A 24,706-nucleotide genomic window follows, 5' to 3' on the forward strand; every position below is an offset into this window, starting at 1 on the left:
CCTATGAATCCACCTATAAAAAGAAGACTGTTATTTGGTGAGCGCATGTTGCTGGGAGACGGAACAGAACCCTTCAACGTTGTCATTGCGTTCCGGCTGAGAGGTTCTTTTACATTAAAAGAGATCCAGCAGGCTCTGGCACGAATCCAAAATAAACATCTATGGCTGAGAGCATTGATCAGTTATGACGAAAAAAATATTCCCTGGTTCAATGTTCCTGAAAAACCTGCTTCTATCCCTGTAAGAATCATCACCAGACAAAGTGAAGATCAGTGGCAGGAAGAATCCAGAAAAGAATGGAACACCAATTTTAATTACGAAAAATTGCCCCTGATCCGGTTTATCTGGATCAAGGGTGAAAACGTTTCTGATATGCTGTTTGCGTTCCACCATTGTTTATGCGATGGTGGCTCTGCTATGGCTTTTTCACATGAATTCCTGAAGGTACTGGAAAATCCTGCTGCTGAAATCGGGGTAGAAAAACCAATTTTAGGCATCGAAGATGTAGTTCCGGCCAGTATTCTGAACAGCCGCCGGCAGAAACTGAAAGCCAGATTTATCGGAAGGCTGGCTGCTACTGCCATCAAATGCATTCCCGTAGGTAGGAAAGCCGTGGAAAGACAGAATGACTATCTGATCCACTGGAAACTGGATGAAACGGTGAGCAAACAATTAATTGATTACTGCAAATCTCAGAAAGTAACCGTCAATACATTTTTGAGTGCAGCAGTATTGCAGGCATTTAAAAAAGTAAGAGGAGAAAAATCTTTCAATAAAGTTTCCTGCCCGGTAGATATCAGACGTTTCGCCAGGCAGATTAAAGAAGATCATATTTTTGCTTTTGGATTAATGATAGTGGTTTCTTCTGATGAAAAACTGAGTTTTTCAGATAACCTTCGTGCGATGCAGAAATCTGTGGAACAGAAGACCTCAAAACTGAATCCTTATATCACGATGATGGTGATGGAATCCGGGCACGATGCGCTGAATAATTTCACCAGGCTTTTAAAGAACGGGAAATCTTCCAACGACTGTATGTTTTCCAATCTGGGACGTATTAAGATTCCTCATCAGTATAAAGCTTTCAGTGTAGATACTATTTTCAGCCCTACAGTAATAGGACCTTTAGGAAATACAACTACGATGGTGACCTCAACCTACCGTGGTGAAATGGATTTTTCATTCATGGGAAGCGAAGGATATTTACCTTACACCGATGCATTAGCCGTCCGTGATGAGGTAATACAGACCATTCATTCACAACTAAAACAAATGGCAGTATCATGATCAAAAGACCTTTAATGATGGTGGAAAGGATCATGTATGTAGATCCGGAAACGCCCTTAAACTGTATTTATACGGCAAGAATCAAGGGAAAAATTCCCGAACAAAATTTTAAAGCTGCTTTAGTAAGAATCCAGCAGAAACATCCTATTCTGAGAACGAATATTGATCATAATATTGGATGCTATCCTTTTTTTATGGGACAAAGAGATATTGAATCTATTCCCCTTCGTATTGTTGAGCGTAAAACAGATGAAGACTGGTTTAAAGAATCTGAAAAAGGATGGTTTAAACTTTTTGAAACGCCCAAAAAGCCATTGGCCGAAGTAGTATGGGTAAAGGGACAGGATACTTCTGAAATTCTTTGGATCATCCCCCACTGTATTTCAGACGGAACAACCGGAGTAACCTTAATTCGTGAACTTTTAAGCTTGCTGGACAATCCATATGCTCCATTAATTCCTTATGTTGCTTTTGAATCTGTTGATGATTTCCTGCCTTCAGATTTTAACACTGTAATAAAAAAATACAAAGCCAGCCTTTACCTGCTGTTTGCTAAAATATTCTTTTCCATCCAAAGAAAAAGTAAAAAGAGAAACCAGGGAAAAAATTATGCGATTCACTGGAAAATGACTTCAGAGGACACCAAACTGATCACTGAAAAATGTAAAGCTAACGGAATTTCTGTGCATGCTTTGTTGTGCTCTTCCGTAATTCAGGCCTTCCGTGAAGTTCAGGGAGACCGTGCCAAAGGCAAAGTGATCAGTCCTGTAGATGTGCGGCATTTTATTCCGGAGATTAAAGAAGATCATTTATTTGCTTTTGCTCCTACAGTAGAACTTTCTGTGAAAAAAAACAGCAAGGATGTTATGAGCAATGCCAAAGAGATCAAAAAGGATCTTACTGAGAAAATCAACAAGATGGAAGCCCGTGAACTTCTGTGGATGGGTGAGCACATGCATCCTGTTGTGGGGCGTATGATCAATATGCTGAAATCCAGTGAAGGCGGACATGATATCACCTTATCCAATATGGGAAAGGTAAATATCTCTAATGATTACAAAAATTTCAGTCTGGAAACAGTCTTTAGTCCTACCGTAGCTTTCCCATGGCTGAATTCAAATACTTTAGTCACCAGTACATACAACCAACAGATGGACTTCACTTTCATGTCCAATGAAAACTTTCTTCCCAAAGAAGAAGCTCATCTGATCAAAGATAAAGCCATCGAGCTATTGACCCTCTCTCTATGAAATTTAAAATAAAGCCTCCGAAACCCAGACCTATAAAGAAAACCACCCTCAAACGCTTTCTCATTAAGCGTACGATTTACTATGTCCTTCCGAATGTATTTTTTAATTTCATTATTGCCTATGCCAGTTTCAAAGAATTGGGCTACACGCATTTCTTTTCAGGAACTCAAAACCTGGCCCGCCTTACCCTGCCGATGGCGGTCTTCCTTCCGGTAGTTCTTACTATTGATATCATCAAAAGAGTAACGGATGCCGCCAGCCAGGAAGCCATAGAGTTTACGGTAGACGAACAGTTGAATATCAAAAAACTGATGACCAAACTAAGCATTTTACATGGTTTGATTACCGGATTATTGGTATTATCCATCCTCTATATAGGACAGTATAATTTCTCAAAGGATTATAAACTGGATGCAACAGCAATGGCTGTGGTAGTGGGAATACTGGCGGGAATATTATCTGTGATTTTTGTGTATTTACCAGTATGGAGATTAAGAAGATGGATGTGCAAAGTAACACCAGTACCAGCAGATATAAACCCATAATTTTAAATAAAAACTGCTACAATCCTGGATATCATTTAATTAAAAATAAAAAAAAATAACCATATCCGGATGATCATGAGGTAACAGATCATTTTTATGCACAGATTTAATTAATTTTTTTCTATGAAACTTAATATTTGATAAATTTTTTATATTTATATGGAAAATTTGCAAGAATTTTTCTTGAACAGAATGACCCACAATGTATGTACAAAATAACGGATCAGTTAAAAAATATAGGATTCAGTATCAATCGTTTAGATTACCTTATCAACAGAAATAACAACAAAAGAGAATTCAATACCTTGGAATATTTTTGTATCTATATTATTCTGGAAGATATCCAGTTAACGATAGATAATGTTCCCTACCCATTAAAAGGGGGAAATATTGCCTTCGTAGGCCCGCAAAAGAAAATCGTTTTCGGGGAAACCAAAAGATCAGATGTCTATTCCATTGCATTTTCATCCAGTTTTTATGAAAGATCAACCAAAGACAGCCTTTTTATCAATTCCCAGCTTTTTTATAATTATAATTCCGACATATTTATAGCTCCTTTCCTCGATGCAGAACAGATGAGAGTGATATTCCTGGAACGTATGGAAACTTTCCGGAAAAAAGATGAAAGCCTGTATATCTCTGCTGCCCATAATGCCATAGAAAGACTGATGCTGGACGCCCTTTTACATATTCCCACTGAAGAAATCAAAAAGGATATCAAATTTGACTATATGTATTATGTGAACCGCTTCAAAGTTCTGCTGCAAAGAGACTACAAAAAGGCAAAGAAAGTAGCATACTATGCAGAAGAACTTAATATCTCACCAAGGAAACTCACTGAGATGACAGAGTATGTACTTGGCAAAACAGCCAAACATATCATCATTGAAAAGCTCATTATCGAATGCAAAAAAGCTCTGAGTTTCTCAAACTCCACAATCTCTGAGATATCTTATGACCTGGGTTTCAGCAATGAAGGAAATTTTACCAATTTTATAAAAAAACATACGGGAAAAAATCCCTCCGAAATGAAATAATTTGTATATTTACATAAGTAACCTTTTGGGGAAAAATATAGGTTATATGCTTGCAAAGTACATTTTATTCATTTTGTTATATTTTGCTTTTACAAAATCTTTTGCACAGGCAGCAGACGGTTTAAGACTTAATGTAAGGCTTTATCCGGTGCAGATGCTTGCTGTGGGTACAGGATTTTCGGACGAGGGGAATGAGTCTTCCTTCCGGGAGGTTCAGTCTGTAATGATCTCAAGTCCGTCAGGGTTTCAGCTTAATGCACAGTATGATGAATATTTAGGTACAATCGGTAATACCGATACCAACAGAGAAAGATCTGAAGAATATCATCTTATCAGCCATCACAAAGGAGTGGTGCAAAAGAGATATATTATCGATCATGAGTTAGAAGATGCAATAAAAAATTTAAGCTCCAACACCAACTATGAGCAAAATTTTTTAATACTAACTCTAATTTCTCAGTAAAAAATCAAGCAAAGCCTTAAAAAAAATAATTATGCACTGAATAACAATCTTGCAATTTATTCATTCCCTTTATATTAAGTAAAATTAATGTTTAATATCAATAAAGCATTTTTTTTACTTTATGGTGATTTTATCAGCACTTAAATGATACTTTTTATGTAATTATTCATAAAAAGAATTTATACATGTGCGCTTATTTCTCTGTAAAAATTCACAAATAATAAGTATTTTTTCACAAAGATCCTGATGTTCTTTGTATTTACCTTTGCATCCGCAATTTTAAAATAATTAATACAAAAAAACGTCTTTAACCTTATGAAAAAATTTATTTTAGCATCTTTCGCTATCGTAGGATTCTCTACATTAAAAGCACAAAATGTAACACTGAACGTTAGACTTAAGCCCATCCAGACTCTTGTCGTTAACAACGCTCAGAAAATCGTTAACTTAGACTACGTAACTAAAGATGACTACGCAAACGGTGTAACTTCTGTAAACGCAGATCACTTAAGTATTTACAGTACAGGAGGATTTCAGGTAAAAGTAAAAGGTGGTAACGATGTATTAGAGTATGGAGGTAAAAACATCCAGGCTAACAGCATCCAGATTAAAGCAAGCGCAGGTTCTGACGCTGTAAACGGTGCTCAATATGCTCAGAATGTACAGTTATCAACTAACGAAGCAACTTTGGTAACTTCTTCTGCCGGAGGGGTAGACAAAAAAATTAACATTGAATACACAGGAGCCGGAGGTAACACTTACCTGAACAATTATATTGCCGGACAGGATCCTACAGTATACACTACTCAACTTACGTATACCATTATTTCTCAATAATAGCTATCATTATGTAATGATAAAGTGTTGTACCTACCACAACACTTTATCAACACTTAAAAACTAATCTCCGTCATGAGCAGACTTTCTCTTCTCCTTTTCAGTCTTCTTTTCCTATCCTCTTTTTACGGATATGCGCAAACAGGAGTTTCGGTTTCGCCGCCAAGACTGTATTTTGAATCGGGGAACGGAAACAGCAATACCCAGACCATAACGGTAACCAATGTAAGTGCCAAAAATTCTCTGGATCTTGCCATAAGCCTTGGAGACTGGGAATATGACGGCAAAGGTGAGAATGTAACATATCCTGCCAATACCCTTCCCTCTTCCTGCGCAAGTTGGGTTTCAGTAAAAAAAGAAGATAATTACTTCACGCTGGCTCCGGGAGAAAAAAAAGATATTGAGGTAACCATTACAGTTCCTAATGTGCTTTCAGACCAATTGGCTGCCCATACGGCTGTTCTGTATGTAAGCCAGATGAATCCGGTAGATGATGTGGATCATAAAGGCGCCAACATCAAAGTAAGCATCCGTTCAGGAATCAAATTATTCCACAAGATGCCTGCCGCCAAAACTAAAAAACTTGAAATCCAGAATCTGGTATACGGAAAAACAACCAATACAGTCAACCTCTTTTTTGACAACCAGGGAGATGTATGGGGTGACGGAAAAATATACACTGACTTTGTGAATACCCAAACCGGAAAAAAAGTGTCACTGGACCCTGTTATCTTTTATACTATGCCCGGAAACAAAAGGGAAATGGATATCCCGCTTCCGGCAGGCCTTGAAAAAGGAAAGTATACCGCTTCTGTAATGATTGATTACGGAGACAACAACAATCTGGAATTAGGAGAATTAAGTTTCAGCTATGAATAGTAAAACATTCTTCTGTTTCTTGCTGTTGATTTCCCTGAACTGCTTCTCACAGATCAATTACAACTCATGGGTGAACAGTTACCTGCAGATTAATTCTTACAGCGGAAATACCAATCCTGACGCTTATACTTTTACCCTGGCTGGTAATGGAGTGTTTAACATTCCTTACTGGAAAATATCCATGAGGCTGAAACAGCCTATCACCTCTACGGACGGGAATTATACGATGCCTGCCAACAAAATATCATTTCAGCCGGTTTCCACTTCAGGACAGGCTTATCCGGGGCCTGTGCCCACCATTCCTCAGATCGGAATGCCGTTAAATACTTTTCTTCAGGCCAACCAGGAAGTCTTTTTAATTCCACAATCCAATGCAGCGCTGTATAATCAGCCGCCCCAGCCCAATGGCTACTACAACCTGCAGGTAAAATACAGTCTGACTGTTATGGGAGGATCTTATCTGGGAAGCTACCCTTCCTGGACCAGATTTAACGCTCCAATACAGTTTACGGCGTATGACCAGTACAACAATATTATTGGCAGGGCTGATCATAATTTTCAGATTCACATCGGAACGCTCAGCGGAACTCCGACCGATGTACCCGAAATGTCGCTTCAGTTTTCTGCAAAAGCAGTCAACGGTTCACTGGAATTCAGGAGCATATCTGATTATGTTAACGGAGTAAGTGTCATCTATTCTAATGGACTGATTGTAAAAAGCAATACCAATTATCAGATCAAATTACGTTCTCTTCAGGGACAGTTCAGTTCTCCTGCCGGAAATTTTATTCCTTTGGAAACCGTAAAACTTAATCTCACCCCCGTTTCAGGGAACACAGGCAATGTATATCCCATCTTACTGAGTGCTTCTCCCCAGCTTATCGCTACAGGAGGTTCCACCGGAAATTCTAGTCTATATTATGATATCAGATATTCCACCAAAGCCAATGATGAAAGGCTGATTAATGCCAAATCGGAAGAATATTCCACCACCCTTCAATACGAGATTATCCCCCAATAACCATGCTTCAAGACCTGTTCAAAAAAATCTTTTTCATTTTTTTGATTTCGTTTCAGATATGGATTCCGGCACAAAGCAGCTCCGGAGTAAGTCTTGATATCCGGAATGAATCCAGAACAGATAAAACAGGGATACTGGATCTGATCATCGTCCTTGACAATCAAAGCACAAATGATTTCAAAGGAAAGCTGAACATCACGATTCCTCAAGGTTTCAGAAATATTTCAGGAAACAATCTTCAGGTTGAAATGAAGCCTGGTGAACACCTTTTCTTACCTGTAAAAATACTGGTCAGCAATAATGCCGTTTCGGGAGAATCCCGTCTGGGTTTCCGTCTTTCGGACCTGCAGAATAAAACAATGGCGGAAAAAGAAATACCTTACACCGTTACTGAAAACAATGCTATGCGCATCACTGCGGAAAATCCTCTGATCTATGTGAATAAGCCTACGGATTCAGTAGAAGTAAGGGCAAGGGTTTCCAACCTTGGGAACAGAAAGCAGAATGTAACGGTAGTCTTTAAAATTCCGGAAGCTGAGCAGGGAAATGCTTTTATAGAAAAAAAAGGAAGTATTGGTGTACAGAAAGACTCTGTGTTTGTGTTCCGTTTTCTGCCTTCCGGAATCAGATCCCGCAGTCCTCAGATTTCCGTTACTATTGCAGGCTTCAGAGAGCCGGACAGAGAAATATTCGGTAACACTACGGTTTCCGTACAGAATGTTTCTTCAGTGCAGCGTTATGAAGATATGGAATCCACCGCTTTTTCCAATTTTACCAGGAACACCATCACTGCAAGCTACAGACATGCCGGAGAAAACCTTGACATGTATCAGTTGGTAGGTTCGGGAGGCTTCAATCTTCCTTCAGGATATATTTTCATCCGGGGGAATATCTATACCATGACGAATCAGAGCGATCCTATTGTGAACAACACCTATCTTACCTATCACAGGGAAAAGAGCGAATTCACGATCGGAAATATCAATAAATTACTGGAACTCTCTATGTTTGGAAGAGGACTGGAATATGCCTACACTTCTCCAGATAAAAACAAGAAAATTGAAGCTGGTTTTGTAGACCAGACGTACAGCCTCATCGAAAGAAATTCTTTTCTGAAATATGGCTATGGATTTTACACCAGAGGAACTCTTGGGGCTCAAAATGCTTCCCGTAATATCTCCGGAACGTATATTTTCAGGGATGATCCTTACGAAAAAGCCAGACATCATGTAGCCGGAACAGACCTTCAGTATGCCTTCGGCAAAGACTGGAAAACGAATACCAAGTTATATGGCGGACTGAGTTTCTACGAAAACAACCAGCCCGCGAAGCCTTCCCTGGCTTTGGAATCACAATATTCCGGAATGATCAAAAAGGTGAATCTGAACGGAAATTATTTCTACAGCACAGATTATTATCCCGGAAACCGAAGGGGAATCCTGCAGATCCAGCAGAATTTCTCTGCAATGGTCTTCAAAGACCATTATGTATATGCCAACATCATGGCTTCCAACTTTTCGCCTAAATTTTACTTTTACAACAACACCCTGAATTCAAGCAATATAAGACTGGATACAGGAATCAACTTCCCTAAGAAAGGGAATTTCGGGATGGGACTTGGATATCAGTATCAGGAAGAAAACTCCAACTCTTATAATAATTTCTTCAATGCACAGCCTTATGAAAAAACGAAACAGCTGAAAGCACAGCGTTTTACGGAATACCTTACCTGGCTGAGCCCTAATAAGCAACACTCCTCTATCTTAAGCATGGAGACAGGATTGGTTCAATATCCGGACAACGACAAACAGCAGTTCCAGATGAAAGTAAGCGGAACTTACAGCTACAAATGGCTTACCGTGAACGGGATCTATCAGCACGGAAGTTATTTCCTTTCCGAATATGCTTTTTCAAAAATGATGAACCAAAGCATTCCCTACGAAAAGCTGTCCCTTTCTGCTTTTGTGAATAAAAACTTCTTCAACCGTCAGCTGAATGTCACCTCAGGGGTTTCTTATACGGATGATGTTCTGTATGGAAAATCACCTTCCGGCTTTATGAACCTGAAGTACTCAAGGGAAAAGTATGCCCTGTATCTGAACTCTTCCTACTTCAGCTATACTGCAGGAAGTTTCACCAATAATCTGCTGACCGTTGAAGCCGGTGTAACCGTCAATCTTAGAAACAGCACGCTGGATCCGGGTAAAAAAGGCAATATCAAAGCCTTTGTTTATTATGACCTGAATGAAAATAATGTCTATGATGAAGGCGACAAAGAAGCGGCAGGCTACCTGATTATGCTCAACAATATTTCATTTAAAACCGACCCGTCCGGTTCTATCAGTTACCGCTCCATTCCTTACGGAAAGTATGCCCTGAAACAGGTGATCCAGCAAGGCTGGTATTATGATGAAACCGAATTTACGGTAGACAAGCACCACTACTCTTTTGAGATTCCTCTTCATCAAAACGGAACTACCCAGGGAAAGGTAACCTATGATTTTGATTCCAAAACCGCAGTAGATTTCACACCCAAAACCGGAGGGGTACTCTTCAATATTTACCGCAACGAACAGTTAGTACAGCACATCATCACCGATGACAACGGGGAATTTGCCTCCTTCCTGCCCTCCGGAAATTACAGGATTGAACTGAACAAAAACTCTCTGCCTTCCAACACCTATTGCGAACGCTCTACAGATACCTTCAAAGTGGAAGCCGGGAAAATAGTAAAACTGGAACCTTTTGTGATTAAGGTGAGGGAGAAGGTGATCAGGGTGAAGAAGTTTGGGAATTAAAGTAATCGGAATATAACTCACCATTTACTTACATTATTATGAACTTTCACAGCAGTATCTATGTATAAATTAACTAAAAGATTAAGAAATGGATACTTAAATACCAATAAAAATTGAGTAGAGATTTTAACTATTATAAAGTTTCCTTGATTAGGTTTGTAATGTTAGGTAAATTATTTGTAAACCAATCCGGAAGATCAGAAACTTCAACAGAGATTGCAGGAATGCCATTTTCTATCTTTACTAATTCAATATGCTCAAGTCCTGAGGTATCATAAATATCTACAGTATCAAACATATGAAAATGAATATCTAGTTTTTCAAGATTACCATAAAAATTAGCAGCAATTGTCGCCGGATCAACATAATGCCCACCTTCCTTTGATCTTGTAATTACTCTTAATTCGAAATATTTGTATCTGTTAATCCAAAGAAAATAAGATGAATATTATATCCAAAATTTTTAAATCTTCTTGGAACATCCCATGTTGCTTCGTTGGTAAAATGTCCCTCATAAGCAAAATTCACTTGATTAGCAAGTGCTGAATCTGTTAGGTTCTCAAAAGTTGTGTGTACAATTTCTGCAGCCCGCCGGGTACATTCTTTAGATGATTTAATTCCACTATCCCAAAACTCCTTCTTCTTTATCATCAATAGCTTATCTCCGTCAAAAACGTCTTCTCGTAATGATTCAGGAATATAGGCTGTACCTAAACTCGACTTTCCTGCTCCATTAGACCCAGTGATAATATATAGATTGGGCATTTTTATACAAGTTCGGCAAAACTCAATTTTTTTCGCAAACCTTTTGCTTCATTATCAGAAAGCCTTCTCAGAATATTAATATCCGTTTTTGATTGTTGAGCTGAAACTACTACGATAGTTCCATCAGGATATTCAAGATAACATTCTTTAGTTCCTAATTCCTTTGTATTGATCATAAAAGGTTGCCCTGCACGAAGTTTTTGTTCACGTAATTTTTTTACAAGAACTTTACTGTTATTAGGTGGGAATTTTACTTTCATAATACTCTCGAATTTACAAATAAAATTTGAATTATACAATAAATGGTTCTAAGAATGTGTAGACCAACCAAACTGTCTTTTTAGACTTCAATCACTAGTTTATTTTCAAAATATCTAACCGGTTCTCATATAAATCCCTATCTTTGATAGTATCATATGATACTATCAAGAATATGAAAACTCCCTATACCATTACAGACACCATTTTATTCTTAGTGGCTTCTATTTCTGAGAAGATAGGAGAAATCAATGCATCACATCTTTATAAACCTGTCACTGAATTAAGAAAGAAAAACAGAATCAAAACCATTCAGGCTTCATTGGAAATTGAGGGAAATACTATTACTGAAGAGCAGATAACTGCTTTGTTGGAAAATAAAAGAGTCATTGCTCCTCAAAAAGATATTCTTGAAGTACAGAATGCGATACAGGTGTATGAAGAAATCAATCAGCTTAATCCTTATCACTTAAAAGATCTGGAAAAAGCACATTCCATTCTGATGAAAGGTCTGGTTGCCCATCCCGGTAAGTTAAGAACCACTAATGTGGGCATCATTAAAGGTTCAAAAGTAGAACATATAGCACCGGGAGGCACCATGGTAAAAGGATTAATGAAAGACCTCTTTGCTTACCTGAAAAAAGACAAAGACCTGATTTTAATTAAAAGCTGTGTCTTCCACTATGAGTTTGAATTTATACATCCTTTTACAGATGGTAACGGAAGAATGGGCAGGCTCTGGCAAACCTTGATTCTGATGCAGCAATATCCTGTATTTGAATATCTGCCCGTAGAAACCCTAATCAAACAAAAACAGGCTGAATATTATAATACCTTATCAGAATCTGATAAAAAGGGAATTTCTACCCCTTTTATAGAATTTATGCTCGGTATTATCCTCGAATCTCTACAGGAACTTTTACAATCTCAAAATAAAACATTGTATACAGAAGACAGAATTTTCTTATTTAAAGAGAAAGTAAAACAAAATACGTTCAGCAGGAAAGACTATATGCAGAACTTCAGGAGTATTTCCGCTCCCACTGCAAGCAGAGACCTGAAATGGGCGGTTGAACAGGGTATTTTATTAAAATCCGGAGAACAGAGGCTGACAGAATATTGGTTTAAAGAATAAAGAAGCAATATTAATTTAGACGATCAATAAATCCTTCAAACTCTTAAATATTGATAATAAAATAATAGAAATTTTAACACTAAAAAATAGAAATTACTTGTCTTATTTCTTCGTTTGAGGATCTCGGAATCTTATCTTTGCCGAACCAAAATAATAACAGAAAATTTCTAATGGCATTTAACGAAAATTCCAGAGTTAAAATACCGGCCCTTCTTCATCTTATGAAGTTGGGCTATAAGTATATTCCATTTTCAGAACAGAATCGTAGAGATCAAACTAATATTTTTGAAGAAATTTTTGTAGAAAGTCTTTTGCGCATCAATTCGGATATATCCAAAGAAGATATCTTACGTGTATTAGATGAAATTACTTTAGAATTAGACTATGAGGATTTAGGAAGAAAGTTTTTTCAAAGACTTACTGCTAACTCTGGCATTAAACTGATAGACTTTAAGAACTTCAACAACAATAGTTTTCATGTAACAGCTGAGCTAACAGCCAAAAACGCAGACGAAGAATTCAGACCAGATATTACAATTTTGATAAATGGTATGCCACTGGCTTTTGTAGAAGTAAAAAAACCACACAATAAGCAAGGGGTACTTGATGAAAGAACTCGTATAAATAGCCGTTTCAAAAACAAACATTTCCGACGTTTTGCCAATATCACGCAATTGATGGTCTTCTCCAATAATATGGAATATGAAGATGGTATCGTAGAACCTGTTTTTGGAGCTTTTTATGCAACAACAGCTTATGCTGATCTACACTTTAACTATTTCCGTGAAGATGAAGAATTTCCAGTTAAACAAAAATTTGGAATAATTTCAGAGTCTGAAGAAAATACAATTCTAAAAGACAACAATTTATTAGTTATTAAACATAGCCCTGAGTTTAAAGTTAATAAAGAACTTTATACACCTACGCACCGTATACTTACTTCTTTATTTAGCAGGGAACGTCTGGCTTTTATATTACGTTATGCCATTGCTTATGTAGAAGAAGAAAATGGTTTGCAAAAACATATTATGCGTTATCCGCAGATTTTTGCAACCATGGCGATTACTCAAAAATTAAGTGAAGGAAAAAACAAAGGAATTATCTGGCATACACAGGGTTCAGGAAAAACGGCTTTGGCTTTTTTTAATGTTAAACATCTGACCGATTATTACCAGAAACAAAATACTATTCCAAAGTTCTATTTTATTGTAGATAGAATTGATTTATTGATTCAGGCTTCTACAGAATTTTCTAATCGTGGTTTAAAAGTTAATCAAGTTAATTCCCGTCAGGAATTTATTAAAGATTTGCAGGTTGTAGGTGCCATTCATAATGATAGTGGACAAGCAGAAATTACAGTAGTCAATATTCAGAAGTTTAGTGAAGATTCAACCATTATTAAACTGCCGGATTATGATATTAATACACAACGTGTTTATTTCTTGGATGAAGCTCATAGAAGTTATAATCCAAAAGGTAACTATCTTGCTAATCTTATCAATTCAGACAGAAATGCTGTAATAATTGCATTAACCGGAACTCCATTGTTAAGAGAAGTCACTAAGGAATATGATTCTAAACTACTCTTTGGGAACTATATTCACAAATACTATTATAACCGTTCCATTGCAGATGGCTACACCTTACGTTTGATTCGTGAAGAAATCGAAGGCAGCTTCAAAATGGAAATGAAGGAAGTAATGGAGCAGATCAAATTACTGAAAGGTGACATCAAAATATCGGACGTTTATGCCGAAAGACCATTTGCACAAGGATTAATTAATTATATAACTAAAGATCTCATAGAATTCAGAGATCGCTGGAAAGATGAATCTTTGGGAGGAATGGTTGTTTGTGATTCTTCTAAGCAAGCTAAAATGTTGTTCCAATTATTTGAAGAACAATATGGCAAACAGGAAACAGATGCAGATAAACTACCATTAGTTGCGGAAACATCTGCTCCTTATAGTAAACGCAAGAAGGACAAATTAACCGCTGCATTAATTCTGCACGACGAAAATGATAAATCCACTCGTAAGGAACTGATAAAAGCGTACAAAGGGGGAAAAGTAGACATCCTTTTTGTATATAATATGTTATTGACTGGTTTTGATGCCAAACGATTAAAAAAACTTTATTTAGCACGTGTTATTCAGGATCACAATTTGTTGCAGACATTAACCCGAGTAAACCGTCCTTACAAAAACTATCAATATGGTTATGTAGTAGATTTTGCCGACATATCTAAAGCTTTTGACCGTACCAATCAACTGTACTTTAAAGAATTGCAGGATGAGCTTGGCGATGAGATGGAAATGTATTCTAACCTGTTCAAATCAGAAGAAGAAATCAGAGAAGAGATTGAGAATATCAAAGAAACACTTTTCCATTATGATACTGAAAACAGGGAAATATTCTCACAGCAAATAGCTCAGCTAACGGATAAAAAGGAATTATTACAGTTGGTAAAAGCCTTACGTACTGCAAAAGAATTAAAAAACCTGATAGCATTGCAGGACCTGCAAGGGCTGGGAGAACTCATAGACTTCGAAATTCTGAACCGCTTATTAATTGAAGCTCAAAATCGTTTAGACAATCTCAATCTTCTTGAAAACCTTGCTAATGCCGAAGAAACCCAAAATCTTCTGAGTATTGCATTAGAGGATATTGTTTTCCAATTTATTAAAGTAGGAGAAGAAGAACTAAAGCTGGCAGATGAACTGAAAGATCAGCTTCGTAAAACACGTGAAGCTCTGCAAAACAATTTTGACCAGAACGATCCCGTTTTTGTGAGTTTAAGAGAAGAATTAGAACGTATCTTCAAGAAAAAAAATCTCACCGAAACAACGCAAGCTGAAATGGTAGAAAACTTACCTTTGCTGCGTAAAATATATGATGAAGCCAAAGAGCTGAACCGTAAAAATGCATTATTGAAAGCCAAGTACAACAACGATGAAAAATACGTCCGAATCCATAAGCGATTGATCGAGAAAGGAAAACTTAATGCTAAAGAAACTCAATTATACAGAGCACTGATGCAGGTGAAAAATGAAGTAGACACCAGACTTGAAGGACAGGAAGATTATTTAAATAATGAAGAACTATTCGAACGTTATTTGGTTCGGTTAGTGGCTCAAAGTTTTGTGATAGAAGAAAAATTAGATTTAGATGCAGGTGCCAGACAAAACATTGGTAACCTTATTGGAAAAGAATATTTACAGCTGTATAACAACAGAATATAAAAATGACGCAGGATATAACATACACAACAAAAACCAAACAACTTATTGACAACCTAAAAAGTGTCTGTGCTAATTTTGGCCTTGGAAACGACGGTAACGAATTCAAGATTATATCACAGATGTTTCTGTATAAATTTTTAAATGACAAATTTAACTACGAAGTAAAAAAAGAGCAACAGAAATTAGGAAAAGATATAGATTCCGATCTCCTGATGGATTTATTGGATGAAAATGTCCCAAGATTAAGACAAGATCAATTAATATCACATCTGCACAATATTCAAAACGATGGAGATTTTGCTAAAACATTTGACGATACACTATTAGATATTAGTAAACAAAATGCAGGGATATTTTCTATCAAATCTTATCTGGGTGCTAAAGATAAATTGTTTGATGAATTGAGCCAGTTTATTTCTGATGCTTCACAAAGAGATGCTTTCTGCAAAGCATTGATTAATAAATTATTTGAATTTAGTTTTGAGTTCGAGGATTATTTCAGTGAAAAATATGATTTCTTTAAAGATATTTTTGAGTATTTAATCAAGGATTATAATTCAGATTCCGGGGGGAAATATGCAGAATATTACACGCCTAATGCTGTTTCTCGTATTATTGCAAACATTTTGGTTCCAGAGCCCGTTAAACAAGCAAAATGCTATGATCCAAGTGTAGGATCGGGTTCATTATTAATGTCCTTGGCTCATAAAATTGGAGAAGATAAGTGTACCATTTATTCTGAAGATATTTCGCAAAAGTCGAGTACCATGCTGCGACTGAATCTAATCTTGAATGATCTTACGCATAGTATTCCTAATATCATTAAAACCAATACCATTTCACAACCTTATTATCTGGAGAAACAAAAGTTTGACTATATTGTATCAAACCCTCCTTTTAAACTGGATTTTTCAGATTTCAGAAATGATTTGGAAAAAGATAGTTTTAAAGAACGCTTCTTTGCAGGTATCCCTAATATTCCGAAAACCAAAAAGGAATCCATGGCTATCTATCTGCTATTTATCCAACACATTATGTACAGTTTAAATGATAGTGGAAAAGCAGCTATTGTAGTTCCTACCGGATTTATTACAGCACAAAGCGGTATAGAAAAGAAAATACGCGAACGTTTAATAGATAAAGGCTGGCTACGAGGTGTGGTAAGTATGCCTAGCAATATTTTTGCAAGCACAGGTACTAACGTATCTGTATTGTTTATAGATAAAAAAGCTGATAGTAAAAATATTGTATTAATGGATGCCAGTAAGCTTGGTGAAACCGTAAAAGAAGGCAAAAATCAGCGTACTGTCCTTACCCGTAAGGAAGAAGCCAATATAGTAGAAACTTTTAACAATAGAATAGCTGTTGAAGACCTTTCTGTAATTGTAACCACAAAACAAGTAAAAGAAAAGAATTATTCCTTTTCTGCCGGACAATATTTTGAAGTAAAAATAGAATATACAGATATTACAGCTAATGAATTTCAAAAGAAGATTCAAGGTTTCGAAGAAAGTCTGAATCTTCTTTTTGCAGAAGGAAATCGTTTAGACACTGAAATTCAGAAACAATTAAAAAGATTAAAATATGAATAAAGATTATCAACTAGGTAACTTGTGTTCTGTTGGATCTAGTAAACGCATTCATTTATCTGATTATGTAGAAAAAGGTGTCCCTTTTTATAGGAGTAAAGAAATTATCGAATTGTCAAAAGGAAATAATATATCAGATACATTATATATTTCTAATGAGAAATATAATGAAATAAAAGAAAAATTTCCAGTCCCTCAAGAAAACGATATCTTAATTACATCAGTTGGAACAATTGGTATTTCTTATTTGGTTAAGGATGCAAATTTTTATTTTAAAGATGGTAACCTTACTTGGCTAAGGAATATAAATTCAAATATAGTAGATGTAAAATTTCTAATCAAGTGGCTGAAATCTGATTTTTTTCTAACTCAAATATACAATAATAATATTGGAGCTGTTCAAAAAGCTATTACTATAGACTATTTAAAACAAGTTAAAATATCCTTACCAGATCTTCTTACTCAACAAAAAATAGCATCTGTCTTATCTGCATTAGACGATAAAATAGAACTCAACAATAGTATCAATATTAAACTAGAACAAATAGCCAAAACGCTATATGATTATTGGTTCGTACAGTTTGATTTCCCTAATGAAGAAGGCAAGCCTTATATATCTTCAGGCGGTAAGATGGTCTATAATGAGGTTTTGAAAAGAGAGATTCCAGAAGGTTGGAAAATAAAAAATATTGAAGATATTTGCGAAATTGTAGATTGCTTGCATTCCAAAAAACCTAATCACGTTTTTGAAAATGATAAATATTATTTATTACAATTAAACAACTTACTAGATAATGGCTTAATTGATATAAGTAAAAAATATTATGTATCTAAAAAAGATTTTGAATTTTGGACTAGTAGAATAACTATTAAAGAACATGATATTTTATTTACTAATGCAGGAAGAGTTGCACAAACAACTCAAGTTTCTAAAGAAATTATTGCTGGAATTGGGAGAAATATTACTGCAGTAAGACCCAAAAATATCAGTCCTACCTTTTGTTATCTTTCTATAAATGGAATTGATATTCAAAAACAAATTTTAAATAATATTGACCAAGGTGCCTTTTTTCAAAGTTTCAATGTTAAAGGTATAAAGCTACTGAATTTCATTTATCCGCCGATAGATATTCAAAAAAGATTTGAAAAAATTGTATATCAAATTAGAAGAAAAAGAGAACTAAATCTTCAACAAAACCAAGAACTTACTTCTCTCCGAGACTGGTTACTACCAATGCTAATGAACGGACAAGTAAAAGTAACAGATTAACAATACAAAAAAGCTCAACAATCCTGTTGAGCTTTTCATTTATAATAGCTTAAACTATTTATTCTCAATCAACCTTTCCAGCCTCCCCATCATCTCATCCTTTTCCTTCAGCATCCTTTCATAAAGTCCCATTTTTTCTTCATGCATCTTAAGGATAGCCTCTACCGGATTAAAAACAGGATGAATATTGATCGCAGAAGCTCCTTCTTTGAAATCACTAAACGTATTAGAAATAATATTCACCGCCTGCTCCTCATCAAAATTCTGAAACGCTTCCACCGGAATTTTCAATACTTCAGAAATTCTTTTCAGTAAAGGATCTTCAATAATTTCTTTCTGTTCCAGCAGAGAAATTTTCTTCTGGCTCCAGTCGTCCCCAAGGTCAAAAGCCAGTGCTTCCTGCTTGATGCCCAGCATTTCCCTGAATCGTTTCACATTGCGTCCCTGATGTATTTTATGTTCCATGATCAATCAATATGTATGAAGTTTTAAATATAGAAAAATATTTATAAAAACACGGCTTAAAAAGCAGCTTAATTACAATCTCAGTTCTTCACCATGATACCCTGGAAACGGACCTCCTCACCTATTTCGCCATTTCCGTTTTTACAGCCTATTTTTTTCATCAAAAACAACAAAAAAACAAAAGCTGTTATCAGGTTTTCACTTTCTGGTGAACACCTTCTGAAAATCTTACAACACTCTATTTTTCTATGCATTACACTCGCTATATTTGATCCTGCAAACCCAAAAAAGCACAATATTATGGCACTGGACAATTTAATTAGTGTAAGCTTTTCAGAAAGCGATTTACAAACCATTGACAAAGCAATTCAGGACATCCAGACCGTCCTTACAGGCAAAACCATCAACCTCACCCCGGACCAGAGACAGCAATACGGAAGAATTGCAGAACAGAACAAACTCTTCGTGAATAAAGCCAAAACCTATATGGAACAAAATACTCAGTATGTTCCGGGATTCCTTGATAAAGCAGAATTCGACAGAGATTATATCGCAAGAGAACAGATAGAACAACGCTTACAGCTATTAGATTCACTGGTAGAGCAGCTTTCAGACACCAAGGTATTGCTGGATCACGATAATTATCACAATGCCATCAGTTTCTACCGAAGCGTCAGATACCTTTCTGAAGAAAATGTACCTGGTACCAATGTGATTTACGAAGGAATGAAACAATTTTTTGTAACGGGACAGACTTCAGGACAAACTGAAACCCCTCCCCCCACTTCAAATAATAATCAGTAAGAATAAACCCTTTTTTTTGAGAGCACGTGAAAGCGTGCTTTTCTGTTCTCACCTGTTTGCTATATTTTGGTTGGAAGTCGCAAGTCCTTAATTATAATGACGCTTTTTAAGGCGCAAGGATTTTATTTCCGATAAAATTTCTATATCCTAATATACTCACTTGCTGAAAATCTTTGATTTTCTTACGCCTTAAAAAACAGATCAATATTTAAAACTTTGCGACTTTTCGTTTAAAACAAAGGAATAAGTCTATGATTAGAGGGAGCAAAGGAATGATGGCTGCACCACTGATGAAGCCAGGTGGATAGCACATGATTCTTATAACAGTATTTTAATCCTCTTACCTCCTTTATTAAACCCTCCAGGTAGTATAGCAACGGTCTCTACCCTCTTTAATAACGGTCTCGCCCCCCTTATATAAGCACCGGGAGCCCCTTAAGCAACCCCCTCTACCCCCTTACCCAAGGGGGTAAAGCCCCTTCATGTAGGGGGTAGAGACCGTTCATGAAGCCTCTCCAGGGTCTTATTAAAGGGATTGGAGGAACTTTGGAAGGGGCGAAAATTATTTCTGAGCAATATTTTCAGTGATTTTAAAGAAAATTTACGTTTTCCCGTAAGCGGGAGCTGGAGATTTTTATTATTATTGCAATCTTAATTGGATAATACAGCCTAAGCTGTTCATCAAAATATGAAAAACTATAACCAAAAATGACTTTTACAGAATTAATTGACGAAATAGAGATCTGGGAACCTTGGCAGGGAGAATATAATCGTTTTGTGCCTCAGTTTGTAGCAGAGGCAAGCACAGGGAAAAATTGGGAAGATTGGGACACCGAACTTTTTTATGAGTTTTTTATGCGTTCTGCAGACCAATGTGTTTCGTCTCTGAGACAGGGATATTTTACCCATGCAGAAAAAGACCTTATCAAACGTAGCTGGCCTGAGCTTTCCGCATTATTACAGAAAATTGCCTTAAGCCAGGAGCAGCCTTTATTTGAGACCTACCATCAGATCAAAGAACTGATCCGAATGTATACCGGCAATAATAAAAAAGCCGCTACCAACAGACTGATCGCCGGTTTGCAGCCTCAGCTGTTGTGCACCATTGTCAATCAGGACAAATTGGGACAGCTGGTGTATCTGCTCAATACCCATGTTGAGGATTTCAAAATGGAACTTACCTATGACTGGTTTGAGGACAGCTACCATCTGCTTCAGATGTTCAAAGAAAAACTCAATAAAGACGGCTTTGAAATTGTGACCCTTCCATGGCAGGTTTACGATTATTTTCAGGAACAAAATAACCCATCTTCCAAAGAACAAAATGATATGAGCGAAAATAAGCTGGAACAGCAGATCCAAATTTTAGAATATAAAAAACAAATCATCCTGCAAGGTCCTCCGGGAACCGGAAAAACGAGACAGGCCAAAGAACTGGCTGTTCAATTATTGGGATTGAATAATACTAAAGAATTAAAAAATCACCCCCAGTTTAAACTTATCCAGTTTCATCCTAGCTATAGTTATGAAGATTTTGTAAGAGGAATTGTAGCGAAACCTGACGAGGAGGGAAATGGAATTGTCTATGAGGCTGAAAACAAAGTTTTAGGTGATTTCATCAAAAGAGCGTGTGAACATTCTCAACTTATCAACGAATTCCCACATGCTGAATGGCTTGATGAAATGTTTGAACATTTTAAAACTTCCATAGAGGAAGAGTTGATTGCCAACGATCATAAAATACAACTTACCAATAAACTCTTTCTGACACATATCGGAGAGAATTCTTTTCACATTTCCAGTGAAGGATGGAAAGGAGATCGATTAAAGTTCAGTGAGATTAAAAAATTATATAAATATAATATCACAACAAAAGGAGAGACAATAGGATTTGATGATCTTGCAAAAACAGTGTATCACAGAACATCATATTACTTTCCAATGGTAGATAAATTCAGAAATTTTTTGGAAGGTAAATCTGCACCTGTTGATAATAAACCGCAATCTCATTCAGAGAATTATGTTCTAGTAGTCGATGAAATCAATCGTGCTAACCTGTCATCTGTACTAGGAGAATTAATTTACGCTCTTGAATACAGGGGCAAAGCAGTAGAAAGCGTATACGAAGTGGATGGTAAAAGGGATCTCATTCTTCCTCACAACCTTTACATCATTGGCACTATGAATACCGCAGACCGTAGTGTAGGACACATTGATTATGCGATCAGAAGACGTTTTGCTTTTGTTGATGTGTTACCTGAATCTTTGGAAGACGATGATAGTATTCATTTTAATACTGAAGGCTTCAAAAAAGTTTCCGAGTTGTTCAAAAATGGTAATGTAAGTGGTGAATTTGAAGCGAAGGATGTTCAGCTGGGACACAGTTATTTTATTGCCAAAAATGAAGATATACGAGCTGGGCAGACAAAAGAAGAAATTTTCAGAATGAAGATGAATTATGAAGTAGTCCCTATTCTTCTGGAGTATGTGAAAGACGGGGTTCTTATCGGAACCTTCGAGGATAAGAATGACAACAATAAAGAATATAACATCAAAGACTATATCAATACCTTGAAAATAAATAATTAATGGGAATTTTACTTTCGGAACATAAAAGTTTTCTGATCAAACGGGTTGCTGCAGAAGAGTCTTTTACCAATATAGCAGATGAACTGCTGCATCTTGATGATGACTCTTTTCAGCTGTTTGCGGCTTTGGAAAGTAAAAAGTTCAACCATCAGTCTTATTCTTTTTCGGTGGTAAAAAGAGAAAATCATTGTGAGATTAAGGCAGATTATTTTGTAGGTATTGACTGGCTGGGAATTACCGGCAGAACCATTTATGTAGAACCCAAGATTAATGCAGGTTTGTCACAGTACTTCCGGAACTGCCTTAATGAAGACGAAGACTCTACCAAAACTCCGGAAGCATTTGAAAGTAAGGAAAAGATGGAGACTAAAGAAGTCAATTATCTTAAAATTCTTTTGGATGTCATGGCTTTGCCACAAACTGCACAGTATTCAAAAGATGTTATCCAAATAGACTGGGATGCAAAATATATTGAAATAGATCAAAAAGATGATCGTTTAACCCCTTTTCTTATTATACAGTTTTTGCAACATTTGAAAATAATTGTAAGAAAAGGACTAAAAAAGGCATATTATAAAGTCCAGGAAAATCTTAATAGTAGAGTGAAGGGCAAAGTATTAATAGGTCCACATATAAAGAAGAATGTTTTTAAAAATAAACCCACCTCTACTTTTTGTGAATTTCAGTTTTTTGGTGAAGATTATTTTGAAAACAGATTTCTAAAGAAAGTATTGGTGTTTGCAACCAGCTATATTGAGAACAATCCTTCACTATTCTCCTCCAATATAGAATCTGTTCAACATATCTTAAATTATTGTAGGCCAGCATTTGAACATATCAGTACCGATGTTGATGAACTTCAATTAAAACATGGTAAAAAAAATCCGTTCTTCAATGAATATGGAGAGGCCTTACGAATAGGGAAATTTATTTTGAAAAGGTTCTCGTATACCATTACGAAAACGACGCAAAAAAAGATAAAAACTCCTCCCTTCTGGATTGATATGCCCAGATTATTTGAACTGTACTTTTATTATCAATTGATCAAAGCTAATCCCGAAGATGCCCATCATATTCATTATCAATTCAAAACATACGGAAATCACCTGGATTTTTTGATTAGTAAACCAGGCTATGAAATGGTCATTGATACAAAATATAAGCTGAAATATACCAAAAGTCATATTCACAAAGATATCCGTCAGGTTTCAGGGTACTCCCGTTTAAAGAAGGTTATCAACGAAATGAAAAGTAAAAATAAAGATTGGAAAGAAGATCAGATATTGGATTGTTTGATTATTTACCCGCATCTTCACCAGCCTGATAATGAGGAATCTAATAATCCACCCTCATTACTGCATAACTTTTCAATTGAAAACATAAAAAGACAGTTTGATAATACTGATAATCAAATCACGGCTTATCATAAAATTTTTAAACTGGGAATAAATTTGCCTGTAAGCTAGTAAAAAAGCTTAATGACAATGAAGGTTTAAAATAATGTGAATATAATATTTAGATTCCTACGGAATGACAAGGTGGGCGCATGATGATGCATGTAATGATACTTATCTACTCCGGATCACCATACAAACTATCCGCTTAGACTATCCACTCCAATTGTCATTCCGTAGGAATCCAGGCACAGAAAGCTTTCTGATGATAAATGAGGATAAACTATTGTTTAGATTCCTGCGGAATGACAAGGTGGGCGTTTATTTGTACGTGCATTACCGCTTATTTCCTTCAGACATCAAATTTTTTGTAACTTTTGTAAAACAAATACACAAATGACTGCATTTTCAAAAGGAAGATATACCTACTATATCTATATTCTTACCAATAAAAACAGAAAAGTACTTTATACTGGTGTTACAGGAAACCTCCATAGGAGATTGTATCAACACAAAACAAAGCTAAATCCAGGCAGTTTCACAGCAAGATATAATCTTGAATTTCTAGTTTATTATGAAAAATATAATTGGATTCACCATGCTATTCAAAGAGAGAAGGAAATCAAAAACTGGTCAAGAATGAAGAAACTTGAACTGATAAGGAGCACAAATCCTAATTTAGAATTTTTGAATTACCTTTTTGAAAATTGGATTTAACACTTACATTTCATATGAATTACCAAATTGGATATCGTCAGATTAATAAAGTAAACAGTTCGTAGAGAATGTTTTAATTCGGAGGGTAAAATAAGAGCTTAGATTCCTACGGAATGACAAGGTGGGTGCTTATGTGCGTGTAATGATACTTATCAACTCTGCAGCGCCTTACAAACTATCCGCTTAGACTATCCACAACGTTTGTCATTCCGTAGGAATCCAGGCACAGAAAGTATTCTGATGATAAATGAGGATAAACTATTGTTTAGATTCCTACGGAATGACAAGGTGGGCGTTTATTTGTGTGTGTACATGTGCATAGTTACTTGCTTCAGACATAATACAAACTGCTCGCTTAGCC

The 24,706-nt window shown here is 36.1% G+C and carries 21 protein-coding genes; 17 read left to right on the forward strand and 4 right to left on the reverse strand.

Features of this window, described 5'->3' with window-relative positions; translation table 11 throughout:
- The first annotated feature begins 3 nt into the window (after positions 1 to 3).
- The 9 genes from EK417_RS10410 to EK417_RS10450 all read left to right on the forward strand — a co-directional run bounded on the left by EK417_RS10410 (position 4) and on the right by EK417_RS10450 (position 10,117).
- Positions 4 to 1,287: a condensation domain-containing protein gene (locus tag EK417_RS10410; protein WP_136522129.1), complete on the forward strand. Its 1,284-nt coding sequence runs from the start codon at positions 4 to 6 to the stop codon at positions 1,285 to 1,287.
- Entirely contained in the window at positions 1,284 to 2,537 is a 1,254-nt protein-coding gene (locus EK417_RS10415) for a phthiocerol/phthiodiolone dimycocerosyl transferase family protein (RefSeq protein WP_136522130.1), read from the forward strand. Before EK417_RS10410 ends, EK417_RS10415 begins: the two co-directional genes overlap by 4 nt.
- Complete coding sequence (locus EK417_RS10420) at positions 2,534 to 3,082, forward strand: hypothetical protein (protein WP_136522131.1); 549 nt, start codon at positions 2,534 to 2,536, stop codon at positions 3,080 to 3,082. Before EK417_RS10415 ends, EK417_RS10420 begins: the two co-directional genes overlap by 4 nt.
- Positions 3,083 to 3,288: 206 nt before the next feature.
- Entirely contained in the window at positions 3,289 to 4,119 is an 831-nt protein-coding gene (locus tag EK417_RS10425; RefSeq protein WP_110366634.1) for a helix-turn-helix domain-containing protein, read from the forward strand.
- Positions 4,120 to 4,165: 46 nt separating this feature from the next.
- A complete protein-coding gene (locus tag EK417_RS10430; RefSeq protein ID WP_076595539.1) occupies positions 4,166 to 4,582 on the forward strand; it encodes a hypothetical protein in 417 nt (138 codons plus the stop codon).
- Positions 4,583 to 4,897: 315 nt separating this feature from the next.
- Positions 4,898 to 5,419, forward strand: a complete 522-nt coding sequence (locus EK417_RS10435; RefSeq protein ID WP_076595538.1) for a hypothetical protein — start codon at positions 4,898 to 4,900, stop codon at positions 5,417 to 5,419.
- A 75-nt stretch (positions 5,420 to 5,494) separates the two neighbouring features.
- The gene (locus EK417_RS10440) at positions 5,495 to 6,298 is read left to right on the forward strand and encodes a fimbrial biogenesis chaperone (protein ID WP_076595537.1); all 804 of its coding nucleotides are present in this window, start codon (positions 5,495 to 5,497) and stop codon (positions 6,296 to 6,298) included.
- Positions 6,291 to 7,319, forward strand: coding sequence for a hypothetical protein (locus EK417_RS10445; RefSeq protein WP_110366635.1), 1,029 nt, complete (start codon positions 6,291 to 6,293; stop codon positions 7,317 to 7,319). Before EK417_RS10440 ends, EK417_RS10445 begins: the two co-directional genes overlap by 8 nt.
- Positions 7,320 to 7,360: 41 nt before the next feature.
- A complete protein-coding gene (locus EK417_RS10450; protein WP_136522132.1) occupies positions 7,361 to 10,117 on the forward strand; it encodes a hypothetical protein in 2,757 nt (918 codons plus the stop codon).
- A 133-nt stretch (positions 10,118 to 10,250) separates the two neighbouring features.
- Here EK417_RS10450 and EK417_RS21085 read toward each other — a convergent pair whose 3' ends face one another.
- The 3 genes from EK417_RS21085 to EK417_RS10460 all read right to left on the reverse strand — a co-directional run bounded on the left by EK417_RS21085 (position 10,251) and on the right by EK417_RS10460 (position 11,142).
- A complete protein-coding gene (locus EK417_RS21085) occupies positions 10,251 to 10,415 on the reverse strand; it encodes a hypothetical protein (protein ID WP_168801978.1) in 165 nt (54 codons plus the stop codon).
- A gap of 101 nt (positions 10,416 to 10,516) precedes the next feature.
- Positions 10,517 to 10,882, reverse strand: a complete 366-nt coding sequence (locus EK417_RS10455; RefSeq protein WP_136522133.1) for a zeta toxin family protein — start codon at positions 10,880 to 10,882, stop codon at positions 10,517 to 10,519.
- A 2-nt stretch (positions 10,883 to 10,884) separates the two neighbouring features.
- A complete protein-coding gene (locus EK417_RS10460) occupies positions 10,885 to 11,142 on the reverse strand; it encodes a hypothetical protein (protein WP_076595533.1) in 258 nt (85 codons plus the stop codon).
- Between the two features lie 173 nt (positions 11,143 to 11,315).
- On the opposite strand from EK417_RS10460, the gene EK417_RS10465 reads away from it, so the two are divergent.
- From EK417_RS10465 to EK417_RS10480, 4 genes are all read left to right on the forward strand, one after another.
- Positions 11,316 to 12,275: a Fic family protein gene (locus EK417_RS10465; protein WP_181446077.1), complete on the forward strand. Its 960-nt coding sequence runs from the start codon at positions 11,316 to 11,318 to the stop codon at positions 12,273 to 12,275.
- Between the two features lie 170 nt (positions 12,276 to 12,445).
- Complete coding sequence (locus EK417_RS10470; protein ID WP_136522135.1) at positions 12,446 to 15,517, forward strand: type I restriction endonuclease subunit R; 3,072 nt, start codon at positions 12,446 to 12,448, stop codon at positions 15,515 to 15,517.
- Between the two features lie 2 nt (positions 15,518 to 15,519).
- Positions 15,520 to 17,109, forward strand: a complete 1,590-nt coding sequence (locus EK417_RS10475) for an HsdM family class I SAM-dependent methyltransferase (RefSeq protein ID WP_136522136.1) — start codon at positions 15,520 to 15,522, stop codon at positions 17,107 to 17,109.
- Positions 17,102 to 18,376, forward strand: coding sequence for a restriction endonuclease subunit S (locus tag EK417_RS10480; RefSeq protein ID WP_136522137.1), 1,275 nt, complete (start codon positions 17,102 to 17,104; stop codon positions 18,374 to 18,376). The genes EK417_RS10475 and EK417_RS10480 overlap by 8 nt, the downstream gene beginning before the upstream one ends.
- 54 nt (positions 18,377 to 18,430) lie before the next feature.
- Here EK417_RS10480 and EK417_RS10485 read toward each other — a convergent pair whose 3' ends face one another.
- Positions 18,431 to 18,841, reverse strand: a complete 411-nt coding sequence (locus EK417_RS10485) for a helix-turn-helix domain-containing protein (RefSeq protein ID WP_136522138.1) — start codon at positions 18,839 to 18,841, stop codon at positions 18,431 to 18,433.
- A 300-nt stretch (positions 18,842 to 19,141) separates the two neighbouring features.
- On the opposite strand from EK417_RS10485, the gene EK417_RS10490 reads away from it, so the two are divergent.
- The 4 genes from EK417_RS10490 (at position 19,142) to EK417_RS10505 (ending at position 24,345) form a co-directional block, all read left to right on the forward strand.
- Positions 19,142 to 19,645, forward strand: coding sequence for a hypothetical protein (locus EK417_RS10490; protein ID WP_136522139.1), 504 nt, complete (start codon positions 19,142 to 19,144; stop codon positions 19,643 to 19,645).
- Between the two features lie 708 nt (positions 19,646 to 20,353).
- Entirely contained in the window at positions 20,354 to 22,234 is a 1,881-nt protein-coding gene (locus EK417_RS10495) for an McrB family protein (RefSeq protein WP_076597642.1), read from the forward strand.
- A complete protein-coding gene (locus EK417_RS10500; protein WP_136522140.1) occupies positions 22,234 to 23,700 on the forward strand; it encodes a 5-methylcytosine restriction system specificity protein McrC in 1,467 nt (488 codons plus the stop codon). Before EK417_RS10495 ends, EK417_RS10500 begins: the two co-directional genes overlap by 1 nt.
- A gap of 324 nt (positions 23,701 to 24,024) precedes the next feature.
- Positions 24,025 to 24,345 carry a GIY-YIG nuclease family protein gene (locus tag EK417_RS10505; protein WP_110366648.1) on the forward strand — a complete coding sequence of 107 codons (321 nt, stop codon included), beginning with the start codon at positions 24,025 to 24,027 and terminating at the stop codon, positions 24,343 to 24,345.
- Positions 24,346 to 24,706 lie beyond the last annotated feature (361 nt).

The sequence above is a fragment of the Chryseobacterium candidae genome, from assembly GCF_004916905.1.
In the GTDB taxonomy this organism is placed as follows: Bacteria; Bacteroidota; Bacteroidia; order Flavobacteriales; family Weeksellaceae; genus Chryseobacterium; species Chryseobacterium candidae.

Excerpts from the sequence above, each read along its gene's own strand:
- EK417_RS10410 (WP_136522129.1), top strand. The coding sequence starts at position 4 with ATGAATCCACCTATAAAAAGAAGACTGTTATTTGGTGAGCGCATGTTG.
- EK417_RS10415 (WP_136522130.1), top strand. The coding sequence starts at position 1,284 with ATGATCAAAAGACCTTTAATGATGGTGGAAAGGATCATGTATGTAGAT.
- EK417_RS10420 (WP_136522131.1), top strand. The coding sequence starts at position 2,534 with ATGAAATTTAAAATAAAGCCTCCGAAACCCAGACCTATAAAGAAAACC.
- EK417_RS10425 (WP_110366634.1), top strand. The coding sequence starts at position 3,289 with ATGTACAAAATAACGGATCAGTTAAAAAATATAGGATTCAGTATCAAT.
- EK417_RS10430 (WP_076595539.1), top strand. The coding sequence starts at position 4,166 with ATGCTTGCAAAGTACATTTTATTCATTTTGTTATATTTTGCTTTTACA.
- EK417_RS10435 (WP_076595538.1), top strand. The coding sequence starts at position 4,898 with ATGAAAAAATTTATTTTAGCATCTTTCGCTATCGTAGGATTCTCTACA.
- EK417_RS10440 (WP_076595537.1), top strand. The coding sequence starts at position 5,495 with ATGAGCAGACTTTCTCTTCTCCTTTTCAGTCTTCTTTTCCTATCCTCT.
- EK417_RS10445 (WP_110366635.1), top strand. The coding sequence starts at position 6,291 with ATGAATAGTAAAACATTCTTCTGTTTCTTGCTGTTGATTTCCCTGAAC.
- EK417_RS21085 (WP_168801978.1), bottom strand. The coding sequence starts at position 10,415 with ATGTTTGATACTGTAGATATTTATGATACCTCAGGACTTGAGCATATT.
- EK417_RS10455 (WP_136522133.1), bottom strand. The coding sequence starts at position 10,882 with ATGCCCAATCTATATATTATCACTGGGTCTAATGGAGCAGGAAAGTCG.
- EK417_RS10460 (WP_076595533.1), bottom strand. The coding sequence starts at position 11,142 with ATGAAAGTAAAATTCCCACCTAATAACAGTAAAGTTCTTGTAAAAAAA.
- EK417_RS10465 (WP_181446077.1), top strand. The coding sequence starts at position 11,316 with ATGAAAACTCCCTATACCATTACAGACACCATTTTATTCTTAGTGGCT.
- EK417_RS10470 (WP_136522135.1), top strand. The coding sequence starts at position 12,446 with ATGGCATTTAACGAAAATTCCAGAGTTAAAATACCGGCCCTTCTTCAT.
- EK417_RS10475 (WP_136522136.1), top strand. The coding sequence starts at position 15,520 with ATGACGCAGGATATAACATACACAACAAAAACCAAACAACTTATTGAC.
- EK417_RS10480 (WP_136522137.1), top strand. The coding sequence starts at position 17,102 with ATGAATAAAGATTATCAACTAGGTAACTTGTGTTCTGTTGGATCTAGT.
- EK417_RS10485 (WP_136522138.1), bottom strand. The coding sequence starts at position 18,841 with ATGGAACATAAAATACATCAGGGACGCAATGTGAAACGATTCAGGGAA.
- EK417_RS10490 (WP_136522139.1), top strand. The coding sequence starts at position 19,142 with ATGGCACTGGACAATTTAATTAGTGTAAGCTTTTCAGAAAGCGATTTA.
- EK417_RS10495 (WP_076597642.1), top strand. The coding sequence starts at position 20,354 with ATGACTTTTACAGAATTAATTGACGAAATAGAGATCTGGGAACCTTGG.
- EK417_RS10500 (WP_136522140.1), top strand. The coding sequence starts at position 22,234 with ATGGGAATTTTACTTTCGGAACATAAAAGTTTTCTGATCAAACGGGTT.
- EK417_RS10505 (WP_110366648.1), top strand. The coding sequence starts at position 24,025 with ATGACTGCATTTTCAAAAGGAAGATATACCTACTATATCTATATTCTT.